Below are 20833 nucleotides of genomic sequence, written 5' to 3' on the forward strand. Positions count from 1 at the left end.
CTTGTTATAAAATTAGAAACACTTACTTATTTCTATATTTTGGAATATAATCCTTTAATTGCTTTTTAATTTATATTTAATAAAAATATTCAGATTTTATTGACATTTCAAAGGGTAATTAGGATAATTAGTGAAGTATTTGTTAAATAATGAATATATACCCAAAAATCACTTTTATGTATCCAGGAGGAATGCCTAAAAAATCTTTTAGCCCATTTTTAGCCAATAGTTAAAGAAGATTTATCTATCATTCACTTTGTAATCGATAAGAATTTATACAATTATTGGTTTCTAAGTTGAAGGTAAGGTTCTGTCGCAGGTTTGGTGTAGTTAAAAACTCTAAAAATAAGGGAGGGTAGCATTTTATGCATGTAGAAGCAGTTCCGTCCTATTCATTGACCAATGCACAAAAGCGAATTTGGTTTGTGGAGAATATCTATCCAAATTTAGGGGCAACGAATCTCGCTACCTCGTTTACATTTTCTATGAGCCTACAGCATGATATTTTGATTAAAGCCATCCATCAATTTATCAGTGAAAACGACTCAATTCGCCTCACCACCATTTTCAGTCAATCCGATAACAATCAGTTCCCAATGCAAATCATTTCCGAAGACATCCATCCAAGTATACCCATATTTGATTTTCGTTTTCATCATCAGAGAGAGCAAGCGATTCAAGAATGGCTAAGCCAAATGACGAAACAGCCTTTTTCGTTCTCCGAGGGCCCGTTGTATTACTTTGCCATATTACAAAAAACAGATACAGAGACAATGCTATATATGAAATTCAGTCATCTGATTGCAGATGGTGTAGCTATGCTGTATGCAATAAAAGAAATCGTTGCTTGCTATCAGCATCTAGCCAGAGGGGAAGAGCGGGAGAAACAAGTAAAGCCTTCTTATATAGAAATACTTGATAGAGAAAGGGAATATCTTGGGTCTAGACGCTTTACTTCGGATGAAAACTATTGGAGCAGTCAATTCGAAAAGGTTCCGGAATTAGTTAGTCTTACTAATCATGATGGGCTGTCTCGCAATATCGCTAGTGGACGCCATAGTCTGTTCATACAAAATGATCTACGTGATCAAATTGATTCCTTTTGCGAAAAATTTGGGATTAGCCCTAATATATTTTTCCTTGGAACCTTCTACCTATACCTCTATCGGATCACAGCTAAGAGAGATATTATCGTGGGACATATTATTAGCAATCGATCAAGTTCTCGTGATAAACATACATTTGGCATGTTTGCAAGCACGATCCCATTTCGTCATATGGTAAATCCTGATGCGGATTTTGTCACCTATTGTCTAGAGATCGCCAAACAGCAAAGGCAAATGCTGCGACATCAAAAATATCCCTACCAAACGTTATTATCTAAGGTGAGGGAGCAGCACCCAAATGTCCAGCAGCTCTTTTTAATTGCAATGGAATTTCAGGTGTTAGAATTCGATATGCATGATGATTTGAGTTATACATCTGACATACAATTCAGTGGTTACGAGCCACAGGAGTTAATTCTACATATTAAAGACAGGCGCGAGACTAAAAGCTATCAGCTAGATTTTGATCACCATCTGGATATATTTACTGAAGAAGAGATTGGGATATGGAGCGAGCGGTACCGAACACTTATCGAAAGCGCCCTGAAAAACCCGATGAAGTGCATGAAAGAGTTGGACTTGCTTTCTTTAGAAGAAAAAACAAAAATTTTGGTGGATTGGAATCTAACAGAAAAAGAATATCCGCTAGAGAAAACCTTCGTTGATTTATTTACAGAACAAGTGAGTCAGATACCTGAGCATCATGCGGTAGAGTTTGGTGAGAAAACGCTAAGCTATCTAGAATTAGATGAGCTATCTACTGGTATAGCACATACGTTACGAAAAAAAGCTGGGCGGGAAAGCATAATCGCGATCATGCTTCCACGTAGCATCGAGATGATTGTAAGCATACTAGCTGTGAGTAAAGCTGGTGCTGCCTATCTACCTATTGACCCTGATTACCCACCGGAACGAATTGCGTACATGCTGGAGGATAGTGCTGCATCTATTTTACTTACAACTGAAGAGCTTGATCTATCAGATATTGATTTTTTGGGTGAGAAGATAGATGTACTAAAGTCTATAGAGGAAATAAAGCGTGCATCAAGCGTAAATAGCCAGTTGGAGACACTATGCTCCCCACATCCTACTGATTTGGCTTACGTCATCTATACCTCTGGTTCGACTGGCAGGCCCAAAGGTGTCATGATTGAACACAGAAGTCTTAGCAATTTAATTTTTGCAACACGTGATTTGCATGAAATATCATCTGACACCAGGATACTACAATTCTGTTCATTTAGCTTTGATGCCTCTGTGCGTGAAATCATTCCTACACTTGCTAGCGGCGGTACAGTATGCATGGATACGAAAGAACGCTTATTTCCAGGCAAACAATTGATTGATTGGTTACATGAGAAGAGAATTAATATGGCAGTAGTCCCAACCTCCGTCATGGCCATACTTCCTGATGCCGAGCTACCTTACCTTCAAACTTTGGAGGTAGGTGGAGAAGTTTGTCCTGTTACTGTTGCAGTTCGCTGGGGGAAAGGTCGTCGTTTTTTTAATTCTTACGGACCTACCGAAGCAACAGTATGTTCAACTAGTGGCGAATATGTAGTAACAAATATACCAGAAGAGCTAGACAAACCAGTACCACCTGATATTGGACACCCTATTTCAAATTCTAAAATATTTATTTTAGATGAGAACCAACAGCCGGTTCCTGTTGGAGTGATAGGTGAGGTGTATATCGGTGGTGCTGGTTTAGCACGTGGATATTTGAATCGAGAGGACTTGACTAGGGAAAAGTTCGTCTATGTTGAGTTTAAAGAGCTTGGGGATGGGGCTATTCGACTTTATCGCACTGGAGATTTAGCTCGTTTTTTACCAAATGGACGTATTGCGTACGAAGGTCGAATCGATGATCAGGTGAAGATACGTGGACATAGAATTGAAATAAAAGAAATCGAACATGTTCTATGCGAGCATCCAGTAGTAAAGCAATGTGTGACAGTAGTAGAAGATGATGAGAAGTATGGAAAGAAGCTAGTCGCATATGTTGTGCTTATTTCTTCAGATGGAGAATCTTCTATTTCTCTAACAAGAGAATTGCGAATATTTTTACAGGGAAAGCTTCCATTTTTCATGATTCCAAATGCAATCAAGATACTTGAAGATATTCCATTGAACCCAAATGGCAAAATCGATCGAAAAAAATTAATTTGTGTGGAATCAAATAGTAAGGCCGAACATACAGCATTTGTAGCTCCTATCACAGAAATAGAAAGCACTTTGACTAAAATTTGGCAGGAAGCATTAGGAACTGAGCAAATAGGCATCCACGATCACTTTTTTCATATTGGTGGGGATTCCTATCGGTTACTTTATGCTCACCAAGAAATTAATGCAATATTCAGAAGAGAGTTGCCGGTTATTGAGATGTTTCGTTATCCCACCATCCATACATTGGCACAGAGACTTAGTCAGGAGATGAGTATTGTGCCAACTTTGACTCTAAATAGGGAAATAGCTCTAAAACGTAAAGAAGCGATGCAGAAACAAAAACAGATAAGAAAACGTGGGAGGTAAGAAAAGATGCATGAGTTGATAAGCGAGGATATGCAATCCTCAGTTGCCATTATCGGTATGTCAGGGAGATTTCCAGGTGCTAGAAATATAGAAGAGTTTTGGCATAACCTTCGCCAAGGGAAAGAATCAATTCATTTCTTTAAGCCAAAAAGTGAAAAAAAGATCCCAGCAATAGCAATTTTGGAAAATATGGCCGAATTCGATGCAGCATTTTTTGAAATGACTCCACGGGAAGCAGAAGTCACAGACCCTCAACAACGCTTGTTCCTCGAAACTGCTTATGAGGCCTTGGAACAGGCAGGATATGATCCGGCGAAATATAGTGGGAGAATTGCGGTTTATGCAGGCAGTGGGCAATCCGGGTATTTAGACCATGTACATAGTCACCCCGAAATTGTAGATGCCCTTGGAGGCTTTCAGATCATGCTTGGTACACAACCTGATTTTCTTTCCACGCGTGTATCATACAAGCTAGACTTAACAGGCCCTAGTATAGCGGTGCAGACAGCATGCTCCAGTTCCTTGGTAAGCGTACATATGGCATGCCAAAGCTTGTTGACATACGAATGTGACATGGCGTTGGCTGGTGGAGTATCCGTTAAGGCAGATCAAAGCAATAATCACGAATTTCAAGAAGGCAGTATTTTGTCTCCAGATGGTCATTGTCGTGCCTTTGATTCTAAAGCACAAGGAACAGTAATCGGCAATGGGGTTGGAGTTGTCTTGCTTAAACGATTAGAGGACGCTTTGGCTGACAATGATCATATCCTCGCAGTCGTGAAGGGAACAGCTATTAATAATGATGGTAAGCAGAAAGTGGGCTATACTGCTCCAAGCATTACTTATCAAGCAGAGGTAATCAAAGATGCTCTTACCATTGCTGATGTTAATCCAGAAACGATTAGTTACATAGAGGCACATGGAACAGGAACAATACTTGGAGACCCGATTGAAATAGCGGCACTGACAGAAGCATACTCTGAGCATACGACCAAGACAGGCTTTTGTGCGGTTGGGTCTGTAAAAACCAATATCGGACATCTTGATAATGCATCTGGAGTGACGGGTTTAATTAAAACAGTGCTGGCACTTTCAAATAAACAAATTCCTCCAAGCCTTCATTTTTCTGAATCGAATCGGCAGATCGACTTTGAACAAAGTCCCTTTTATGTAAACACTAAGCTTACAGAGTGGAAGACAGGTGATCATCCTCGTCGTGCAGGAGTTAGCTCGTTTGGTATAGGAGGCACAAATGTACATGTGATCCTAGAAGAGGCGCCTGTGTATGCTAAGAGAGAAGAGGATGCACCTACCGAGTGGAAAGTATTACCTCTTTCTTCCAAGACACAGACTGCTCTTCATCAGGCAAAAGCAAATCTAGCAGATTTTTTGGACAAAAATCCAGAAGTAAATCTAGGGGATGTAGCATATACGCTACAAGCAGGAAGAAAAGAATTTTCCCATCGAAGTGCTGTGATTGCTCGTGATACTACATCCGCGAAAATGACTTTACGAGACGAGTATATTCCTTCCGTTCACTATCAGGGTAGCCCAAAGGAGCTGATCGTAGAAGGAAGAACGCTCCCAAGCCCCTTTATTGTATTCATGTTTTCCGGTCAAGGCTCACAGTATGTGAATATGGGGCGAGACCTATATGAGACTGAGAGAATATTTAGAGAACAAGTGGATTATTGTGCTGAGCGAGTAAAGAACCACATTGGTATTGATATTCGTGAGCTGATGTATCCAATTGAGGAGCTGGAAGAACAAGCTAAAGAGCAATTAAACCAAACGATCTATGCCCAACCAGCCCTTTTTATCATCGAATACGCTTTAGCCAAATTGCTGGAATCATGGGGTGTTCGTCCACATGCTATGATCGGTCACAGCATAGGTGAGTACGTCGCAGCTTGCCTTGCCAGCGTAATGTCATTGGAAGACGCTCTGTGCATGGTTTCAAAACGAGGTAGCTTGATGCAAAAGATGGATAAAGGTGCAATGCTAGCGGTAGCACTAGGAGAATTACAGGCACGTGAATTATTGCAAGAACATGGTGGGGAGCTTTGTGTAGCAGCTGTGAATAGTCCGATATCTACTGTCATTGCGGGTACATATGAAGATATTCTTAGCGTAGAGCAATTGATGGAAGCAAAGGATATTACTTATAAACGGTTGATTACCTCTCACGCTTACCATTCGATGATGATGGAGCCAATGTTAGGAGAGTTTTATGAATCGTTACAGAATATGACCTTCCACGAACCGCTAATTCCATATATTTCTAACAATACTGGTGAAAAAATTACCTCTGCGCAAGCAACAGACCCTCTTTATTGGCAAAGACATCTTCGAGAAACCGTTCACTTCTCTACAGGAGTTCGCACTCTGATGGAGGAGCCCAATTGTATTTTTGTTGAAGTAGGACCGGGCCAGTCGCTTGTCTCTCTCGTTCGTCAGCATAGAGAAGCACAACAGGCTCAACAATCATTTACCATCACTACGTTGCCATCTGCGAAAAAGGAACAATCGGATGTGGCTAGTATACGATTAGCGGTGGGGTACTTGTGGTGCCATGGAGTAGAGATGAATCGTTATGCTTTAGGGAATCATGAAAATGCTCGTCGTATTCATCTTCCAACCTATCCTTTTGAAAGAAAGACCTACTTCCTAGAGAAAAAGGAGAAACCAACAAGTAATCAATTCGATACATTGGATCAAAAGAGAAGGGATATGGCTGATTGGTTCTATATTCCGGTGTGGAATCAATCGAGCAGAGCTTGGTCTATCGAGGACGCGGAAACCTTTGATATAAATCAAAGATGGTTGATTTTTCAAGACGAGCAAGGGCTAGGGAAACGAGTAGGAGAGCACGCTGAAAAGCTTGGGTTTAAAGTAGTGACTGTGGTTCCTGGGCGAGAGTTTTCTAAAATTGGAGAGAACGCTTATACCATCGATATCAGAAGTGAAGAATCTTATCATGAGCTGTTTACAACATTGGATATGCACGATTTTATGCCAGACAAAATCGTTCACATGTGGAGCATTCAGCCTATAGACAAACAAGAACCAGGACAGGAAGATGAACAGTTAGAGCATTATGGTTTATATAGCATGATGTACATTGCTAAACAATTAGGAATGTATACATTACAGCAAAGAATAGAAATCATTGCTCTTTCAAATAACCTACAAGAAATAGCCAATGAGGAGATCCATCTTCCTATACGATCAACCATAATAGGACCTCTACGTGTTATATCACAAGAATATCAGCAGATAAAAACACGCTGCATTGACGTTCAACTGACAGATATGTCTTCCAAAACATCAGATCGATTACTAAAACAAGTGTTTGATGAGATATTAAGTGCTACATCCGATTTTATGGTCTCTATTCGCGGTACCCACCGATTTATTCAAAAATTTGAACAAATAAGGCTGCCAAAGGAGAAGTACCGTACATATTCGCCTTCTTTCCGTGATGAAGGAGTATATCTTATTACAGGTGTGACTCAGGAAATAGGGTTGTCAGTAAGTGAAGAGATAGCCAAATCAGTAAAAGCTTCTCTGGTTTTAATAGGTGATCCTGGTTTTCCAGCAGTTGATCAATGGGATAGCTACCTGCAAGCCCATGATGCAGATGATGAGATTGCGAACAAAATCAGAAGACTCCTTCTCCTTACGCAAAAATGCGAAAAATTACTTTATTATTCTGCTGATCTGACAAATGAAGAGGCAATGAGACAAGTGATTCGTTTAGCGGAAGACAACGTGGGAAGGATTGCAGGTATCGTTTTTGCTGCAGAGCGACTTGGTTCTGGTTTCATTCCATTAAAAAGTAAAGATTCTTGCTATCAAAACATTTCACAGCAGGTGTACGGCACACTCGTCCTTGAAAAGATCATAGGTCAAATGAATATTGAATTTATGCTCCTATTCTCGCGTACATTCTCTCTAACAGGCGGTGTAGGTCAGATGGACAATTGTGTAGCAAATGTCTTTTTGGATACATTCGCTAGATATCATACTGCAAAAGGTATTCCTACTATTGCAATTAACTGGGGAATGTGGAGAAACGATAATTGGATTCATAGTCAGACAGGGATGTCGTCAGAAATGCAGATGCATATGGAACAATTGCAAGAAAAATACGGAATCACAGCCAGTGAAGGCGCACAGGTCTTGAACAGTCTTCTTACAAGCGACTACTCTCAAGTGATTGTTTCTACGCAAGACATTCATTCTGCGATTCATGAATTGATTCAATACGATTCCTTACAAACAAATGCTCAGTCTCACCGTGCTGATCGAAATCACAATCAAGAAGGTGATGCCTATATCGCACCACGTGATGAGACGGAGAAGAAAATAGCTGACATTTGGCAAGAGTTATTTGGTGTTTCTGCAATCAGTATTGAGGCTAACTTTTTTGAACTAGGTGGTAACTCTCTATTATCCATTCAGCTTGTTACACGTTTGCGAAATACGTTCCATAACGATATTCCGATGGATATTCTTTTCCAATTTCCATCTATTGTAGAGTTAGCTCAAGCGATAACGACGTCTCAGATCGGACAAGAGGAGATGGATGAAATCGAGCGTATGTTGAGTGAAATAGAAAAGATGTCACCAGAGGAACTATCACATAAACTTGTTAGCGAGGTATAAAGGAGAGAACAAATGATGAACGAGTTAGACAAACGGTTAGCAGCACTTTCTCCTGAACAACGGGTTTTACTTGAACAACGACTCAAACAAAAAGGTATCCAAACTCCTCTTCCTGCGGGATTATCTAAGCAGGAAGCGAAAAATCGAAATGGCGCTTCTAGCAGCTTTGTACCAAAGAGAAAAAGAAATATGGATAAGATGGAATTTAGTCTCTTCTTTTTCTCAGGTGATGGTTCTACTCAGGATCGGAATAAATACTCCTTACTTTTGGAGACGACAGCTTTTGCTGATCAGAATGGGTTTGCAGCAGTTTGGACACCAGAACGACATTTTGAGGATTTTGGAGGGTTATATCCAAATCCTTCGGTGTTAAGCGCAGCTCTAGCTACGATTACAGAACGTATTGAGCTTAGGGCAGGAAGCGTAGTACTACCATTACATCACCCAATTCGCTTTGTAGAGGAATGGTCTGTGGTGGACAATCTTTCAAAGGGGCGTGTTTCAGTTGCATTTGCTACGGGATGGCATCCTGCTGATTTTTTGATTGCCCCTGTACAAGCTACTGATTACTACGAATCTAGAAAAGACGGGATGTTCAACTCTATAGAATTGGTAAAGAGGCTATGGGCTGGTGAGCAGATTCCTTTTACAGATGTCAACGGAATTGTTCACGAAATACGTACTCTCCCTAGACCGTTGCAAAATGAACTAGATATTTGGATTGCGACGAACGGAAGTCCAGAAACCTATCAGCGTGCGGCCCAAATTGGAGCTAATATTCTCACAGGAATTACGGGTGGAGATTTAGCAGATTTAGAAGCGAAAATTGATTTATATCGTAAGACTTTGTCCCAAAGTGGTTTTTTACCCGAATCTCGCAAAGTAGCTGTGATGCTCCATACTTGCTTAGGAACAAGTGATGAAGAGGTCAAGGTGAAGGTGGAGAAGCCGATGAAGGAATATTTAAAAACCTTTATGAAACAACAGAAGAATATTCTTACAGATTATTCATCCATGTCTGCCTCTGATTTCGATGTCATTGTAAATCATGCTTTTGAGTCTTATTTTCAAGAAAGTGCATTATTTGGAAGCTATGACAAATGTAAAAAGCTGATCGAGACTCTCATTGATATTGGCGTGGATGAGGTGGCCTGCTTAGTTGACTTCGGTATAGATAACGAGACGATCATGAATAGCATTAGAATGTTGACTGATCTAAAAAAATCATTTAATCAAAAGGAGCTGTCCTTATGAAAAGCTTGACGGACCGTATTAATTTACTTTCTGACAAACAACGTGAATTACTAGAAAAGCAATTGAAGAAGAAAAATGTAGACGTGAACAAAATCGGTATCAATAAAGAAATGATTAATCCTCGTGGGCACTCGAATGCGAGTCCACTTACTTATGATCAGGAACGCTTGTGGTTCTTCAATCGAATGCATCCAGAAAGTCACACCTATAACGTTTATGGTGCGGCTAAATTAACAGGCACTGTGCATCACTGGGCTTTAGAGAAGAGCATCAATGAGATTGTTAAGCGTCATGAAGCATGGCGTACCGTGTTTGACAGTGTGGATGGACAAGCACGTCAAATTGTCTTACCAGAACTCCATATCTCTGTTCCAGAGGTTGATCTTCGTCTTGTTCCAGATGAGATTCGGGATGAAGAAGTACAGAGACAGATGAAAGAAGAGGTACAGCGCCTTTTTGATTTGAAAAAAGGTCCGCTGATCCGCTTCAAACTGTTTCACGTAAGCAATTCAGAATCGATGTTAGTCATGACTGTTCATCATATTGTAATCGACCGTATTACTTTCTCCATTTTTTTCAAAGAACTATCTTTGCATTATCAGGCGGTGCTTACAGGTATACCCGTACAGCTATCAGAGCTTCCCATCCAATATGCAGATTATGCTGAATGGCAACGAAATTATTTTGAAGGTGAGACCAAAGAAAAATTACTAACATTTTGGAGAGAGCAGCTCGCGGACTGTGATTATGTTTTGGATATCAGTACTGATTTTCCTCGTCCACCAGCTATTACCTACCGTGGTGCCAGATGCTTTATTCAAACACCACTCGAAGTATTAAATGGCCTAAAAGCGATCGGACAAAAAGAGAATGCGTCTGCTTTCATGATTATACTTGCTGCCTTTAAATTGCTTTTATATAGATATACAGGTCAATCAGACATTTTGGTTGGTACTCCACTTGCCAATCGTAGCCGAGTTGAGATGGAGGATGTAATGGGGTATTTCCTAACGATGGGTACACTCCGCACTCGAATGTCTAAAGATATGACGTTTATCCAATTATTACATAGTGTAAGGGAAACGGCTCTCGCGGTATACAAGCATCAGGATATGCCAATCGGTTTATTAATTGATGAATTGAAAGTACCCATGGATGTCAGTCGCAACCCGTTAGTTCAAGCTATATTCGTGTATGTCGATGTACCAGAAGAAAAATTACAGTTGCCAGATCTTACAGTAGAATTCGAAATGATTGATGCTGAAACAGCAAAGTATGATATTACAGCAGGTTTTTCTGAAACCGAAAAAGGGCTGGAAGGTTTTTTTGAATATTCACCTGATTTGTTCCGCAAAGACACGATTGAGCGGATGCGTGAGCATTGGCATCGCTTGCTTCATGCTATCTTAGAAAACCCACATTCCTCTATTAGTGATTTGGCTATGTTAACAGAAGGAGAAGAACGACAGTTACTTATTGACTGGAATAAAACCAATCAGCCATTCTCTGATAATGCATGCATTCATGAATTATTTGAAGCCCAAGTGGAGAAAACACCAGATCAAATTGCTCTCAAGCATAATGATCAAGTCATTACCTATGAGGAGTTAAACAAACGTGCTAATCAAGTGGCTCATCTATTGAAAAAAAGAGGAGTAGAACGTGAAACGCTCGTCGGTTTGTATATGGAACGTTCAATTGAAATGATTGTTGGTGTGCTTGGGATTTTAAAAGCAGGAGGGGCGTATATTCCGATTGATCCTATCTATCCAATAGAAAGAGTTCGATATATCCTAGAGGACTCTGGTCTTCAAATCGTCCTTACAAGCCAACATTTAAATGAATTGATGAGCAAGGAAGGAAGGGAGTGTATTTGTCTAGATAGCGAACAAGAAGCGATTGCATGTGAGGATATTCAAAATCCTCCAACACAAGCGAATGCTCACAGTCTTGCTTATGTTATTTATACATCTGGCTCTACTGGAGACCCAAAAGGTGTCATGATTGAGCATCAGGGCTTATGTAACATAACGGAAGACACCATTAACACATTCGACATTACTTCAGATAGTAAGCTTATCCAATTTTTTTCTATCAGTTTTGATGCGTCAGCTCACGAAATATTTTCCTCTCTATGTGCAGGGGCTACATTATGCCTAACGAGTCCAGATGTAAGAGCGGGAGGGAAGAATCTTCTTGCATTTTTACATGAAAATCAGATTACGACTATGTTTATTACACCTTCTGTTCTAGCAACGCTTAACCCGGATGAGCTACCAGAATCCTTGCAGACGGTGTTAAGCGCAGGTGAGCTTTGCACAGTTGACATGGCCGAATGGAGTAAGGGACCACGCAAACTATATAATGGCTATGGTCAAACGGAGACCTCTATTATTAGTATCGTGCATTTATGTACACAAGAGAGCCTACCAGGTCAAGTAGGGCGTCCGTTTGCCAATATGCAGGTTTATATACTGGATGATTCTCTCAACCCTGTTCCAATTGGGGTTAAAGGGGAGATCTATGTTGGTGGCGTCGGAGTAGCCAGAGGATATATGAATCAACCTGAATTAACAGCGGCCAAATTTGTTCACCATCGATTTGCGCAAGATCAGTCTGCACGTTTATATCGAACAGGAGATCTTGGGCGCTTTTTGGTGGATGGTACAATAGAATATCTTGGACGCCGAGACAATCAAATAAAAATTAGAGGATATCGGATTGAACTCGATGAAATTGGAAATGTCTTAGTTCAACACCCTAGCGTTAATCAAGCTAAGGTGAGTGTTCATAGCGATACAACGAATAAGGATCGTCTTGTCTCATATATAGTGATTGAAGAAGGGCAGGAAATATCTTCCGCGGAACTACGCACCTATTTGCAACAAAAGCTGCCTGATTATATGGTACCGGCTTATTATATTTTTGTGGATTCTCTACCAAAAACCACGAATGGTAAAATCAATCGAGATCTTTTACCAGCACCCGAGGAGAGCTTCTCACAACATATGATTGAGTATGTACCTCCAAAGAATGAGTGGGAGAGTAAGTTGGCAAGGATTTGGGGACAAGTGCTTAATCTTAAGCAAGTAAGCGTTGTGGGAAACTTTTTTGATCTGGGTGGCCATTCCTTGAAGACGGCTGAATTGGTGGACAAAATCAAAGAGACGTTCCAGGTTGAACTTTTGCTGCGAAATGTCTTTGAATATCCAACCGTACGACAAATGGCTCAATTGCTCGAAAAGGGTTTAGTGCAAAAGAAACCATTTATTTCCTTCCGTGACAATACAGATCATACAAAGGAAGTCATTTGTTTCCCACCAATGACAGGTCAGGGTGTACTTTATAAGGCCCTACATCAAAAATTATCAGGTTGTATTCTACACGCTTTTGATTTTATTAGGGGGGCAGATCGAATTGAGCAGTATGTACATTATATAAAAGAAGCTCAATCAGAAGGACCGTATGTGGTATTGGGGTATTCAGCTGGAGGTAACCTGGCTTTTGAAGTAGCTAAAAAATTAGAAGAACACGGTCTACCTGTAAGCGATTTGATCATAGTCGATGCTCCCCTAAGAGTAGAAGCTTTACAATTGGATATCGAAAAAATTCAATCAGAAGCAGAGGCACTAGTAAACCTAATGGCACAGCATTTGGGTGAAAGTATTCGCACCGTGGCAGATCAAAACATCGATCTGATTAAGGAATACTACGACTATACCAATAAAGTGATCAATGAAGGCGTTCTGTCTGCGAACATTCATATCATCACTTCTAATGAGACTACAAGAGACGATATTCAGTCTTGGGAAAATTCCACTATCAATCAGGTTTATGTGCACAAAGGATCGGGTGAACATATGAATATGCTTATTGATCCTACACATTTGACCGAAAACGCACGAGTCATAGCTACAATTTTGAAAGGTCAAAATAAATAAAATGGTGGGAGATCAGATGAATTTGGTACTAGACCAAACTAAAGTATCACATGATCCCAAAACGCTTTTTAACCATTATCTGGGGGCAAATCTATTATATGCTTTTCACCAAATAGGATTATTCGACATAGTCAGCAACCGCAAAGTTTCAATAGCAGATATTGCTCTTCAGACGGGAAGTGAGATAGGACGGCTTAAAGCATTATTGCAGGTTGGGGAGGTCCTAGGTTATATCAACCACTATCAGGACGAATTCATTCAGCTAACTTTACTTGGTGAGGAGATGCGAAAACAGATTGGATATATCATTTGGAGCGTTGGTGCCTATGGTGATATGCTCCGTAGATTAGGGGACTTGCATACGGGAGAGCAAGAATGGTCTGGGCTCCGAGATGAAGCCAAGGTTGCACTTGGTTCAGATTTAATGAATAGTAATATACTAGAAAACCTATTATCAGAGGTTTTGGATAGCTTGCCATTCCAATCTATCTGTGATTTCGGTTGTGGGAATGGAAGAAAATTAATCAACATGCTAAAACATTCCCCAGAAAGGCAAGGGATTGGTATAGATATCAGCTCTGATGCTATTGGTTTGGCTCGAAAAAATGTAGAACAACACGGCTTATCTAACCGTATTACTCTTCTTCATGGAAACATTTTGGATATGAACCCATCTCATAAGGATATAGAATTACTAAAGGAAGTAGAGGTAGTTACTAGTTTTATGATGATGCATGATCTTTTTAATATAGTGGAGATTAGAGAAACTCTCTTTGATAGACTTCAAAATGTTTTTCCGAAAGTTAAATATTTCCTAATTTCAGATACGTTACGAACACCTATTTCTTATCTGAAAGAAAGACTACCAATTTTTAATGTAGGATTTGAGTTAGTTCATGCATTTATGGATGTAGACATCCCGACAAAAGAGGAATATGATCTTACCTTCCAAAAAGCGGGGCTGACAATCGAAAGGTGTATCCCGTTCGGTCCAACAAGCACATATCTGTACGTACTAAAAATCTAAGCTTATAGACAAAAGATATCTTTCCTGACTAGCCAATTAGGCTATAAGGAAAGATTTTTTTGTGAAAAGACCTATTATTTTTGTACCGATTGTTACATTCCAAGTGGCGTAATAATGAACAAAAGAGAGGCTCGGTTGTAATTACTACTACTTTTATGTATGATATTGTAATTGGTATAAATTTAGTGAAATTTTCCGTTATTAAAAATATTCTTAGGTGTAATTTTGACACCTTGTCTTATTTCAGGAGGTTTACTTCGTGTTTAAGGATATGATTGCATTGACAAAACCACGGCTCCTTCTGCTTAATGTATTTGCGGTTGTAGCTGGTTTTTGGGTAGCATCCAAATGGAGGGTAGACTGGGTAGATCTGGTTTGGGTGCTAATAGGCTCTACGCTTATGATTGCATCGGCCTGCGTCACTAATAATTACTGGGATCGCGAGCTTGATCAGAAGATGGAACGGACGAAAAACCGCGTGATGGCTACTGATCGCTTAAAGCCTAACTTTGCTCTCAGCTATGGAATATTGCTCGGTATTCTTGGAACTGGCTTGTTATTCACGTTCGTTAATGCTGTTGCAGGTTGGCTGGCCCTTCTTGGCTGGTTTGTTTATATTGTAATTTATACGATGTGGCTAAAGCGAAGCTCGACCTGGAGTACATCGATCGGTGGTATTTCTGGTGCTATGCCACCTGTAATCGGTTACTGTGCAGTAACAAATCAAGTTGACATAGGTGCTTGGCTCTTGTTTGCTCTTTTATTCTTCTGGCAGCCTGCCCATTTCTGGTCGCTTGGTATTCGGAGAGTAGAAGAGTACCGAGCAGCAGGATTTCCGCTACTACCGGTCGTAAAGGGGATCAAACGTACGAAATTACAAATGATTCCCTATGTTCTGTTGCTGATCCCAGCTGCTATACTCATGTTTTATTATGGCTATGTAGGTATCATATTCCTGGCAGTTTCAGTTTTGGGTGGAGTGATTTGGTTGGTTCACACCCTGAGGGGACTATATGTAAAAGATGATGAAAATTGGGCGAAAACGAATTTTTTTATCTCTATTAATTATTTATCGATCGTTTTTATTCTTATGATTGTTAACACGACATGGTAGTATAGGCTTTGAAAGAGCAGGAGAGAAGGGGACAGGCTTTCAAGCGACACAAACATATAACATTGTAGACGTAAAACAGCTATTTCGCAGATAAAGGATACACTTGGATAGAAGATGTAATAAAAAGGGCTCATACGGCTACTGGGTATGAGCCCTTTTTACATTTAGAGACTACATGCAGGGAGCGAGGATCATTACTTTTTTGATTTCACTAGCTTATTTTTCAGTTACGATGCCTTCAACGGTATATGTTTCTTCATCGATCGGAGTCAAAGCAGAAAAGTCCTTTTTAGAAGCATCTAAGCTAGAAACATCCCTCTTACTTCTTCCACTTTTTCCGTTTTTCTGGAGCTGCTCATATTCCTCAAGGGAGTATGTTTTCTTTTTAATAACAAATCTATCACTATATACAGATGAATCTGTTAATATTTTACCATTTAAAATTACTTTTTTATTCTTTTCATCTAGTGTAACCGGAGCTTCATCTTTAAGTAAATCGTTATTAGCTAATTCATCATATAAGTTAAACCTCTGTGTTTTTTCCCTTTCCGGTTTAATATCACCAGTTTCTATTAGATCAGTCAATATGCCAATACCAAGCGGATCAGGAATATATCTATGGGCAGGGATAAAGAAGTACTTTTTCTCATAGTTTCCTGCTAATACGGCGTTGACGTCCGTGTAGGCTTTTGCTTTATTCTCTTCTAGACTATATTCTAATACTACTACGGATTTCGCCGGAGCTGTAATGGTTTGCGATGGGTACTTAATCGTTTTGGATTTGACTGTTGTATTGCCTTCCTGATCACTTTTATTGTACTCAGTGTTCAGTGTAACGTCTCCCTTGGTAAAACCTAGGTCGAAGCCTGCCTTCACGCTTGCTCCTGCTTTAAAGCCTTGTGTAATCATTTTAGAGTGAGTATCTGATACATTTTCTGATATTTCTCTCGTTGGGAACGCTTGAGGCTCAGGATCTTCATTTATAAATACATTCGCTGTCTTAAAGTTCGTTTTTTTCTTTAATGAATCGGCAATGACTTCTTGCTCACCAAAGACTACATCTGCTTTCAGTATCTAGATTTAGTACCGTTCCAGTAGAAGTGCTTAGAGCGGAGAGGGAAATTTCGTTTTTTGTATGCTTCAAAAGCAATGATTCTAAATCAAATACTTTCGATTCTATATCACTAGATTATTTTGGAAAAATGAAGGTTTGAAATAATGTAAGACTCTTGAAGGTTGTTAAAGTTTATTCACCTTATTCCCAAAGTTGATACGATTCTTTTTAATCCTCCGTTAATTGAGAGTTTTTCTTACAAGTAAATCGTACCAGAGACACGTAGCTGTTCACTATAGCAAAAACTATTTTTAACAAATGTTGTTTTTTATAAGTAATGGTATAAAAATGTACAATTTAAAACGCCCTAGATGAGCTTGTTAACTTCCAGATTGCGAACCATACAAGCTCATCTAGGGGGGAATCAATACGGATGAACAAACGATAAAGTCCGAAGAGTTGACGAAAGTAAGTCATGATAGAAGCGGTTGACTAAGAAGGCATTGTATAACTGCACACATGCATCTTTATACGGTGTATAAGTATGAATTGAGATAGGGGATAGAGGAGAAACTTCAGGTTATGAACAGTCATCTATAAAGTCCCTTATGTTATCAATATCACTTTGGGAAATAATCGGGTTTATACAGATGGTTGATATACCTTCGATTTCCAGAGGGGTTGTCGTAATAATCAAATCGATACCCATAGTTACTAATTCGTCTTTTGTGAAGTCATTGATATCTTTTTGAACACACTGAAGCTTTCCACCAAATCGTTGTACTAGTGCAGCCCTTATGTAAGCCTTCCAGCTATCTCCTTCTGCAATAACAAGCAATGCCTTCTTATGAGCAGTTGAAGCCAACATGTTAGAGGCCTCTATACGTAGGGTAACCTTTGCAACCTCTTCCTCATAAGCATTACTGGCTAACCCGTATTTTTTAACAAAAGTATCAAAAGCTATTTTTACCTGTTCAAACGTTACCCCATACTTTTCTTTAATATATTTTGTTGTTATTTTTTCTGGTCTTTTGATCATGGATAAGCGCTGAAATCGATAAGGAATTCTTCTTAAATAATTGCAAATGTCAAATATGAATTCTTCATTATCCGTTAAGTGTTGTCCAGTTTCTTGTTCTAACATGATGATAAAATCCCTAGCGTATTGATAGATAGCTATTTTTCCTTCTTTGAAATATTGGAGAAACGTTTGTTTAGCTAGATTTATATCTTTAAACGTAAATCGAGAAGCATTAATAGCGATGGTTATCAGCACGGTGTCATCAATGGTTAAAGAAATATTGAGTTCATTGGATAATTTTTCACCTATTAAGGACACCTTCTGATAGATACTTGTATTAACATAAGCATCTATTTTACACGTTTCTAACTCTACTACATGACCCTGAAGCTTTCGTTTAAAGAAAATGGTTAGATAGAAAGATAATTTTCGCCTAGAACTTTGGTGAAAATTTACTCCTGCCAGATTTTCGAAATGACGGATATTCTGAAGAATTACTTCTTGTTGTATTTCAGTAAAGGGCCATTCATTATCTGAGTATGCCTGTAAGTAAAGATCATAAAACATTAAAAGGATTTGTGCTTCATTACCAACAATCCTCAAAGGTTTCGTCTCTAAATGTAATCCGTATAGCTGGATATGCTTCTGTATTTTTTTAAGATGAGAGTAGACAGAGCGGGGTTGTAAAAATAATTTTTCAGTCAAATGACAGACTGCCTTTACATTACCTTGTAGCAGCTCTTCAAAAATTTCAAAAGCAACTGATCGTCTATATAACAAGCAACACAGTTCATTATTTGAAGAGCTTGTTGGTTTTGTTAATTGAATACCTCTACCTTTTTGACAGGTTAGCTCCCAGTTTGGTGGTAACACTTCTTTTATGAATGAAATGTCTTTCCGGATCGTTTGATTTGAGCCTCCTAATTTTTGGACTAGCTCTGAGATTGTAAACCACCTATTTTCACTTGTTATTAGTTTAGCAAGTTGGATACAGCGAAGAATTCCTTTTTCTAAGTATAATGTTAACATTATTTTGTATATTCCTCCTAATCTTATATCGTTTATTTATATACATTTCTGTTATGTGCAGTAGAGCTTTCAGGTTATACGTTGTAGGCTAAAACGTAGGATATAATTTATCTTAAAATAAATAGCAAATACAAAGAATCGATTCATACTTCATAAAAATTACAAATATGTAAGGTAGGGTAGGGAGATCCTGTAATTTATATATCGGGAATTACATGTAAGACTTTAATGAACTTGAAAAATAAAAGCGTATGTGCTTACAAAATAAGGAGATTAAGCGAACAAAACTTTCATTCGAGATTAAATTAGCTCTGTGTGTAGAAAAGCTGATTCCTCTAATTCCAGAACAAGATGCTAACAAAAGACGAAGTAGATCACATGAGTCTAGGTCTTTTAGTCCAAAAAGAATTTCATGAGGAAAAACAAGAAAAGAAAGAACAAGAGATAAAAACGAAGAATCCAATATAAAAAATCATTAGCCGAGGATTCTGATTGTTAACTATAAATATAAGTAAATGGAAAGGAATTTAAATCTAAAAGAATTATAGCTACGATAACCAAACCAACTCGCTGCTACTATGTAAAACTCAAAAGCGGGTTGGTTATTTTTTGTTTGTTTTATTGAGTCCGATAATATATATTATGTAAACAAATAAAACAAAAAAAGAAATCTCATTTATCCGTAACGTTGATGATTTCTATTAAAGATGAGAAGTTTGCCTTCAGATAACTTTGATGTTAAAAAACCAGCAATTATTATGAATATGGTTGGAATATTGCATTTACCGATTTATGCATCGTATATAAAGTTGATAGAACCATCTACTAGTATAATGGTATTGAGTAATGTTTCTACAATGTGTTTACTTTCAGAATTGGCGATGGAAATACTAAATACGATAAGAAAATTGGATATGAAGCTTCAGTAAACAAAAAACAATGAGTAAGTCTATCCGGCTCATATTAACACTGGAAATATGAATTGGAGAAGCCAGGGATATATGTCTGTAAAACGAATGAATTTCATTACTTTATTTCAGTTCATGAAATGGCTGTTTTAAGAACTGAAATAGGTATTTTTAAAAGGTTGCAAATTTCTTTCATTTCTTGTTGTTGTCTAATGACACAAATTCGGTTACCTTATTGACGTAAATCTGGTTACCCCACGAATAAGCTCTTATTAATTGACATAAATGTGGTTACCACATTGTTTAATGGTAACCACATTTATGTCACAGTATTTAAGTTCATCTTAATGCACACATCGTTAATTTTACCTTATTATACCGTATTGTCTTATGGTTTAATGGCTTTAATAACTGCTGATACAATATAATCATCGATATTTTTACCGGGTGCCCAATCTTTTATAAATTCTTTTGATTCATCCTTCGGATCAATTTGAATATCTATAAAACCGGCATTAATTAAATATTGTTTTAGTTCATTTATTGGTGATGAACCAGATATGCAACCAGAATAAAGCTGAATATCTTTACGTATCTCATCAGGTAAGTCATTAGTCATTACAATGTCTGAGATGGCCAAGCGACCACCTGATTTTAGTACACGATATGCTTCCTGGAACACTTTTCCCTTATCGGGAGATAAGTTAATAACGCAATTTGACATAATTACGTCCACAGTGTCATTTGCAATTGGTAAATTTTCGATTTCACCAAGTCTAAACTCTACATTTGTATATTGATTCTTGTGAGCGTTTGCACCTGCTTTCGATATCATTTCAGGAGTCATATCAACACCAATTATTTTACCTTTATTCCCCACTTGTTTTGAAGCTAGGAAACAATCAAATCCTCCTCCACTCCCTAGATCAACAACTACTTCATTTTCTTTTAATTCGGCTATTGTTTGTGGGTTTCCGCAACCCAATCCAAGATTTGAGCCAGCAGGTACTGATTTAATTTCTTCAATTGAATAACCAAACTGAAGTGATACATCTGAATCTGGTGAACAACAAGTTGTAGGACCACAGCAACTTGAATTATCAGTTGTACTAAGTGCTACCTTTTTATAATTATCTCGAACCGATTCTCTGATTTGATCTTTTGTTACTTCATTCATAG

Annotated in this window: 9 protein-coding genes; 6 read left to right on the forward strand and 3 right to left on the reverse strand. The window is 38.6% G+C overall.

The annotated features are described in order from the left end of the window. Positions 1-365: 365 nt before the first annotated feature. The 6 genes from ACQV1I_RS13080 (at position 366) to cyoE (ending at position 15642) form a co-directional block, all read left to right on the forward strand. Positions 366-3638: a non-ribosomal peptide synthetase gene (locus ACQV1I_RS13080; RefSeq protein ID WP_116334622.1), complete on the forward strand. Its 3273-nt coding sequence runs from the start codon at positions 366-368 to the stop codon at positions 3636-3638. A gap of 6 nt (positions 3639-3644) precedes the next feature. Then, a complete protein-coding gene (locus ACQV1I_RS13085) occupies positions 3645-8306 on the forward strand; it encodes a type I polyketide synthase (RefSeq protein ID WP_116334621.1) in 4662 nt (1553 codons plus the stop codon). Positions 8307-8321: 15 nt separating this feature from the next. Continuing rightward, positions 8322-9560: a MupA/Atu3671 family FMN-dependent luciferase-like monooxygenase gene (locus tag ACQV1I_RS13090; RefSeq protein WP_116334662.1), complete on the forward strand. Its 1239-nt coding sequence runs from the start codon at positions 8322-8324 to the stop codon at positions 9558-9560. Continuing rightward, the gene (locus ACQV1I_RS13095; protein ID WP_116334620.1) at positions 9557-13501 is read left to right on the forward strand and encodes a non-ribosomal peptide synthetase; all 3945 of its coding nucleotides are present in this window, start codon (positions 9557-9559) and stop codon (positions 13499-13501) included. The genes ACQV1I_RS13090 and ACQV1I_RS13095 overlap by 4 nt, the downstream gene beginning before the upstream one ends. 16 nt (positions 13502-13517) lie before the next feature. Beyond that, complete coding sequence (locus tag ACQV1I_RS13100) at positions 13518-14528, forward strand: methyltransferase domain-containing protein (protein ID WP_161555099.1); 1011 nt, start codon at positions 13518-13520, stop codon at positions 14526-14528. A 259-nt stretch (positions 14529-14787) separates the two neighbouring features. Then, positions 14788-15642 (forward strand): heme o synthase, encoded by an 855-nt coding sequence (gene cyoE / locus ACQV1I_RS13105; protein WP_116334618.1) that lies wholly within the window; start codon positions 14788-14790, stop codon positions 15640-15642. Positions 15643-15858: 216 nt separating this feature from the next. Here cyoE and ACQV1I_RS13110 read toward each other — a convergent pair whose 3' ends face one another. The 3 genes from ACQV1I_RS13110 to ACQV1I_RS13120 all read right to left on the reverse strand — a co-directional run bounded on the left by ACQV1I_RS13110 (position 15859) and on the right by ACQV1I_RS13120 (position 20831). Then, positions 15859-16716 carry an ETX/MTX2 family pore-forming toxin gene (locus ACQV1I_RS13110; protein WP_438769967.1) on the reverse strand — a complete coding sequence of 286 codons (858 nt, stop codon included), beginning with the start codon at positions 16714-16716 and terminating at the stop codon, positions 15859-15861. 560 nt (positions 16717-17276) lie between these two features. After that, the gene (locus ACQV1I_RS13115; RefSeq protein WP_094701485.1) at positions 17277-18746 is read right to left on the reverse strand and encodes a BglG family transcription antiterminator; all 1470 of its coding nucleotides are present in this window, start codon (positions 18744-18746) and stop codon (positions 17277-17279) included. Positions 18747-20042: 1296 nt separating this feature from the next. After that, on the reverse strand, positions 20043-20831 hold the full coding sequence (locus ACQV1I_RS13120; protein WP_116334617.1) for an arsenite methyltransferase: 789 nt from the start codon (positions 20829-20831) through the stop codon (positions 20043-20045). Positions 20832-20833: the final 2 nt, after the last annotated feature.

Source organism: Brevibacillus sp. JB24b (assembly GCF_051713385.1).
Lineage (GTDB): Bacteria > Bacillota > Bacilli > Brevibacillales > Brevibacillaceae > Brevibacillus_B > Brevibacillus_B laterosporus.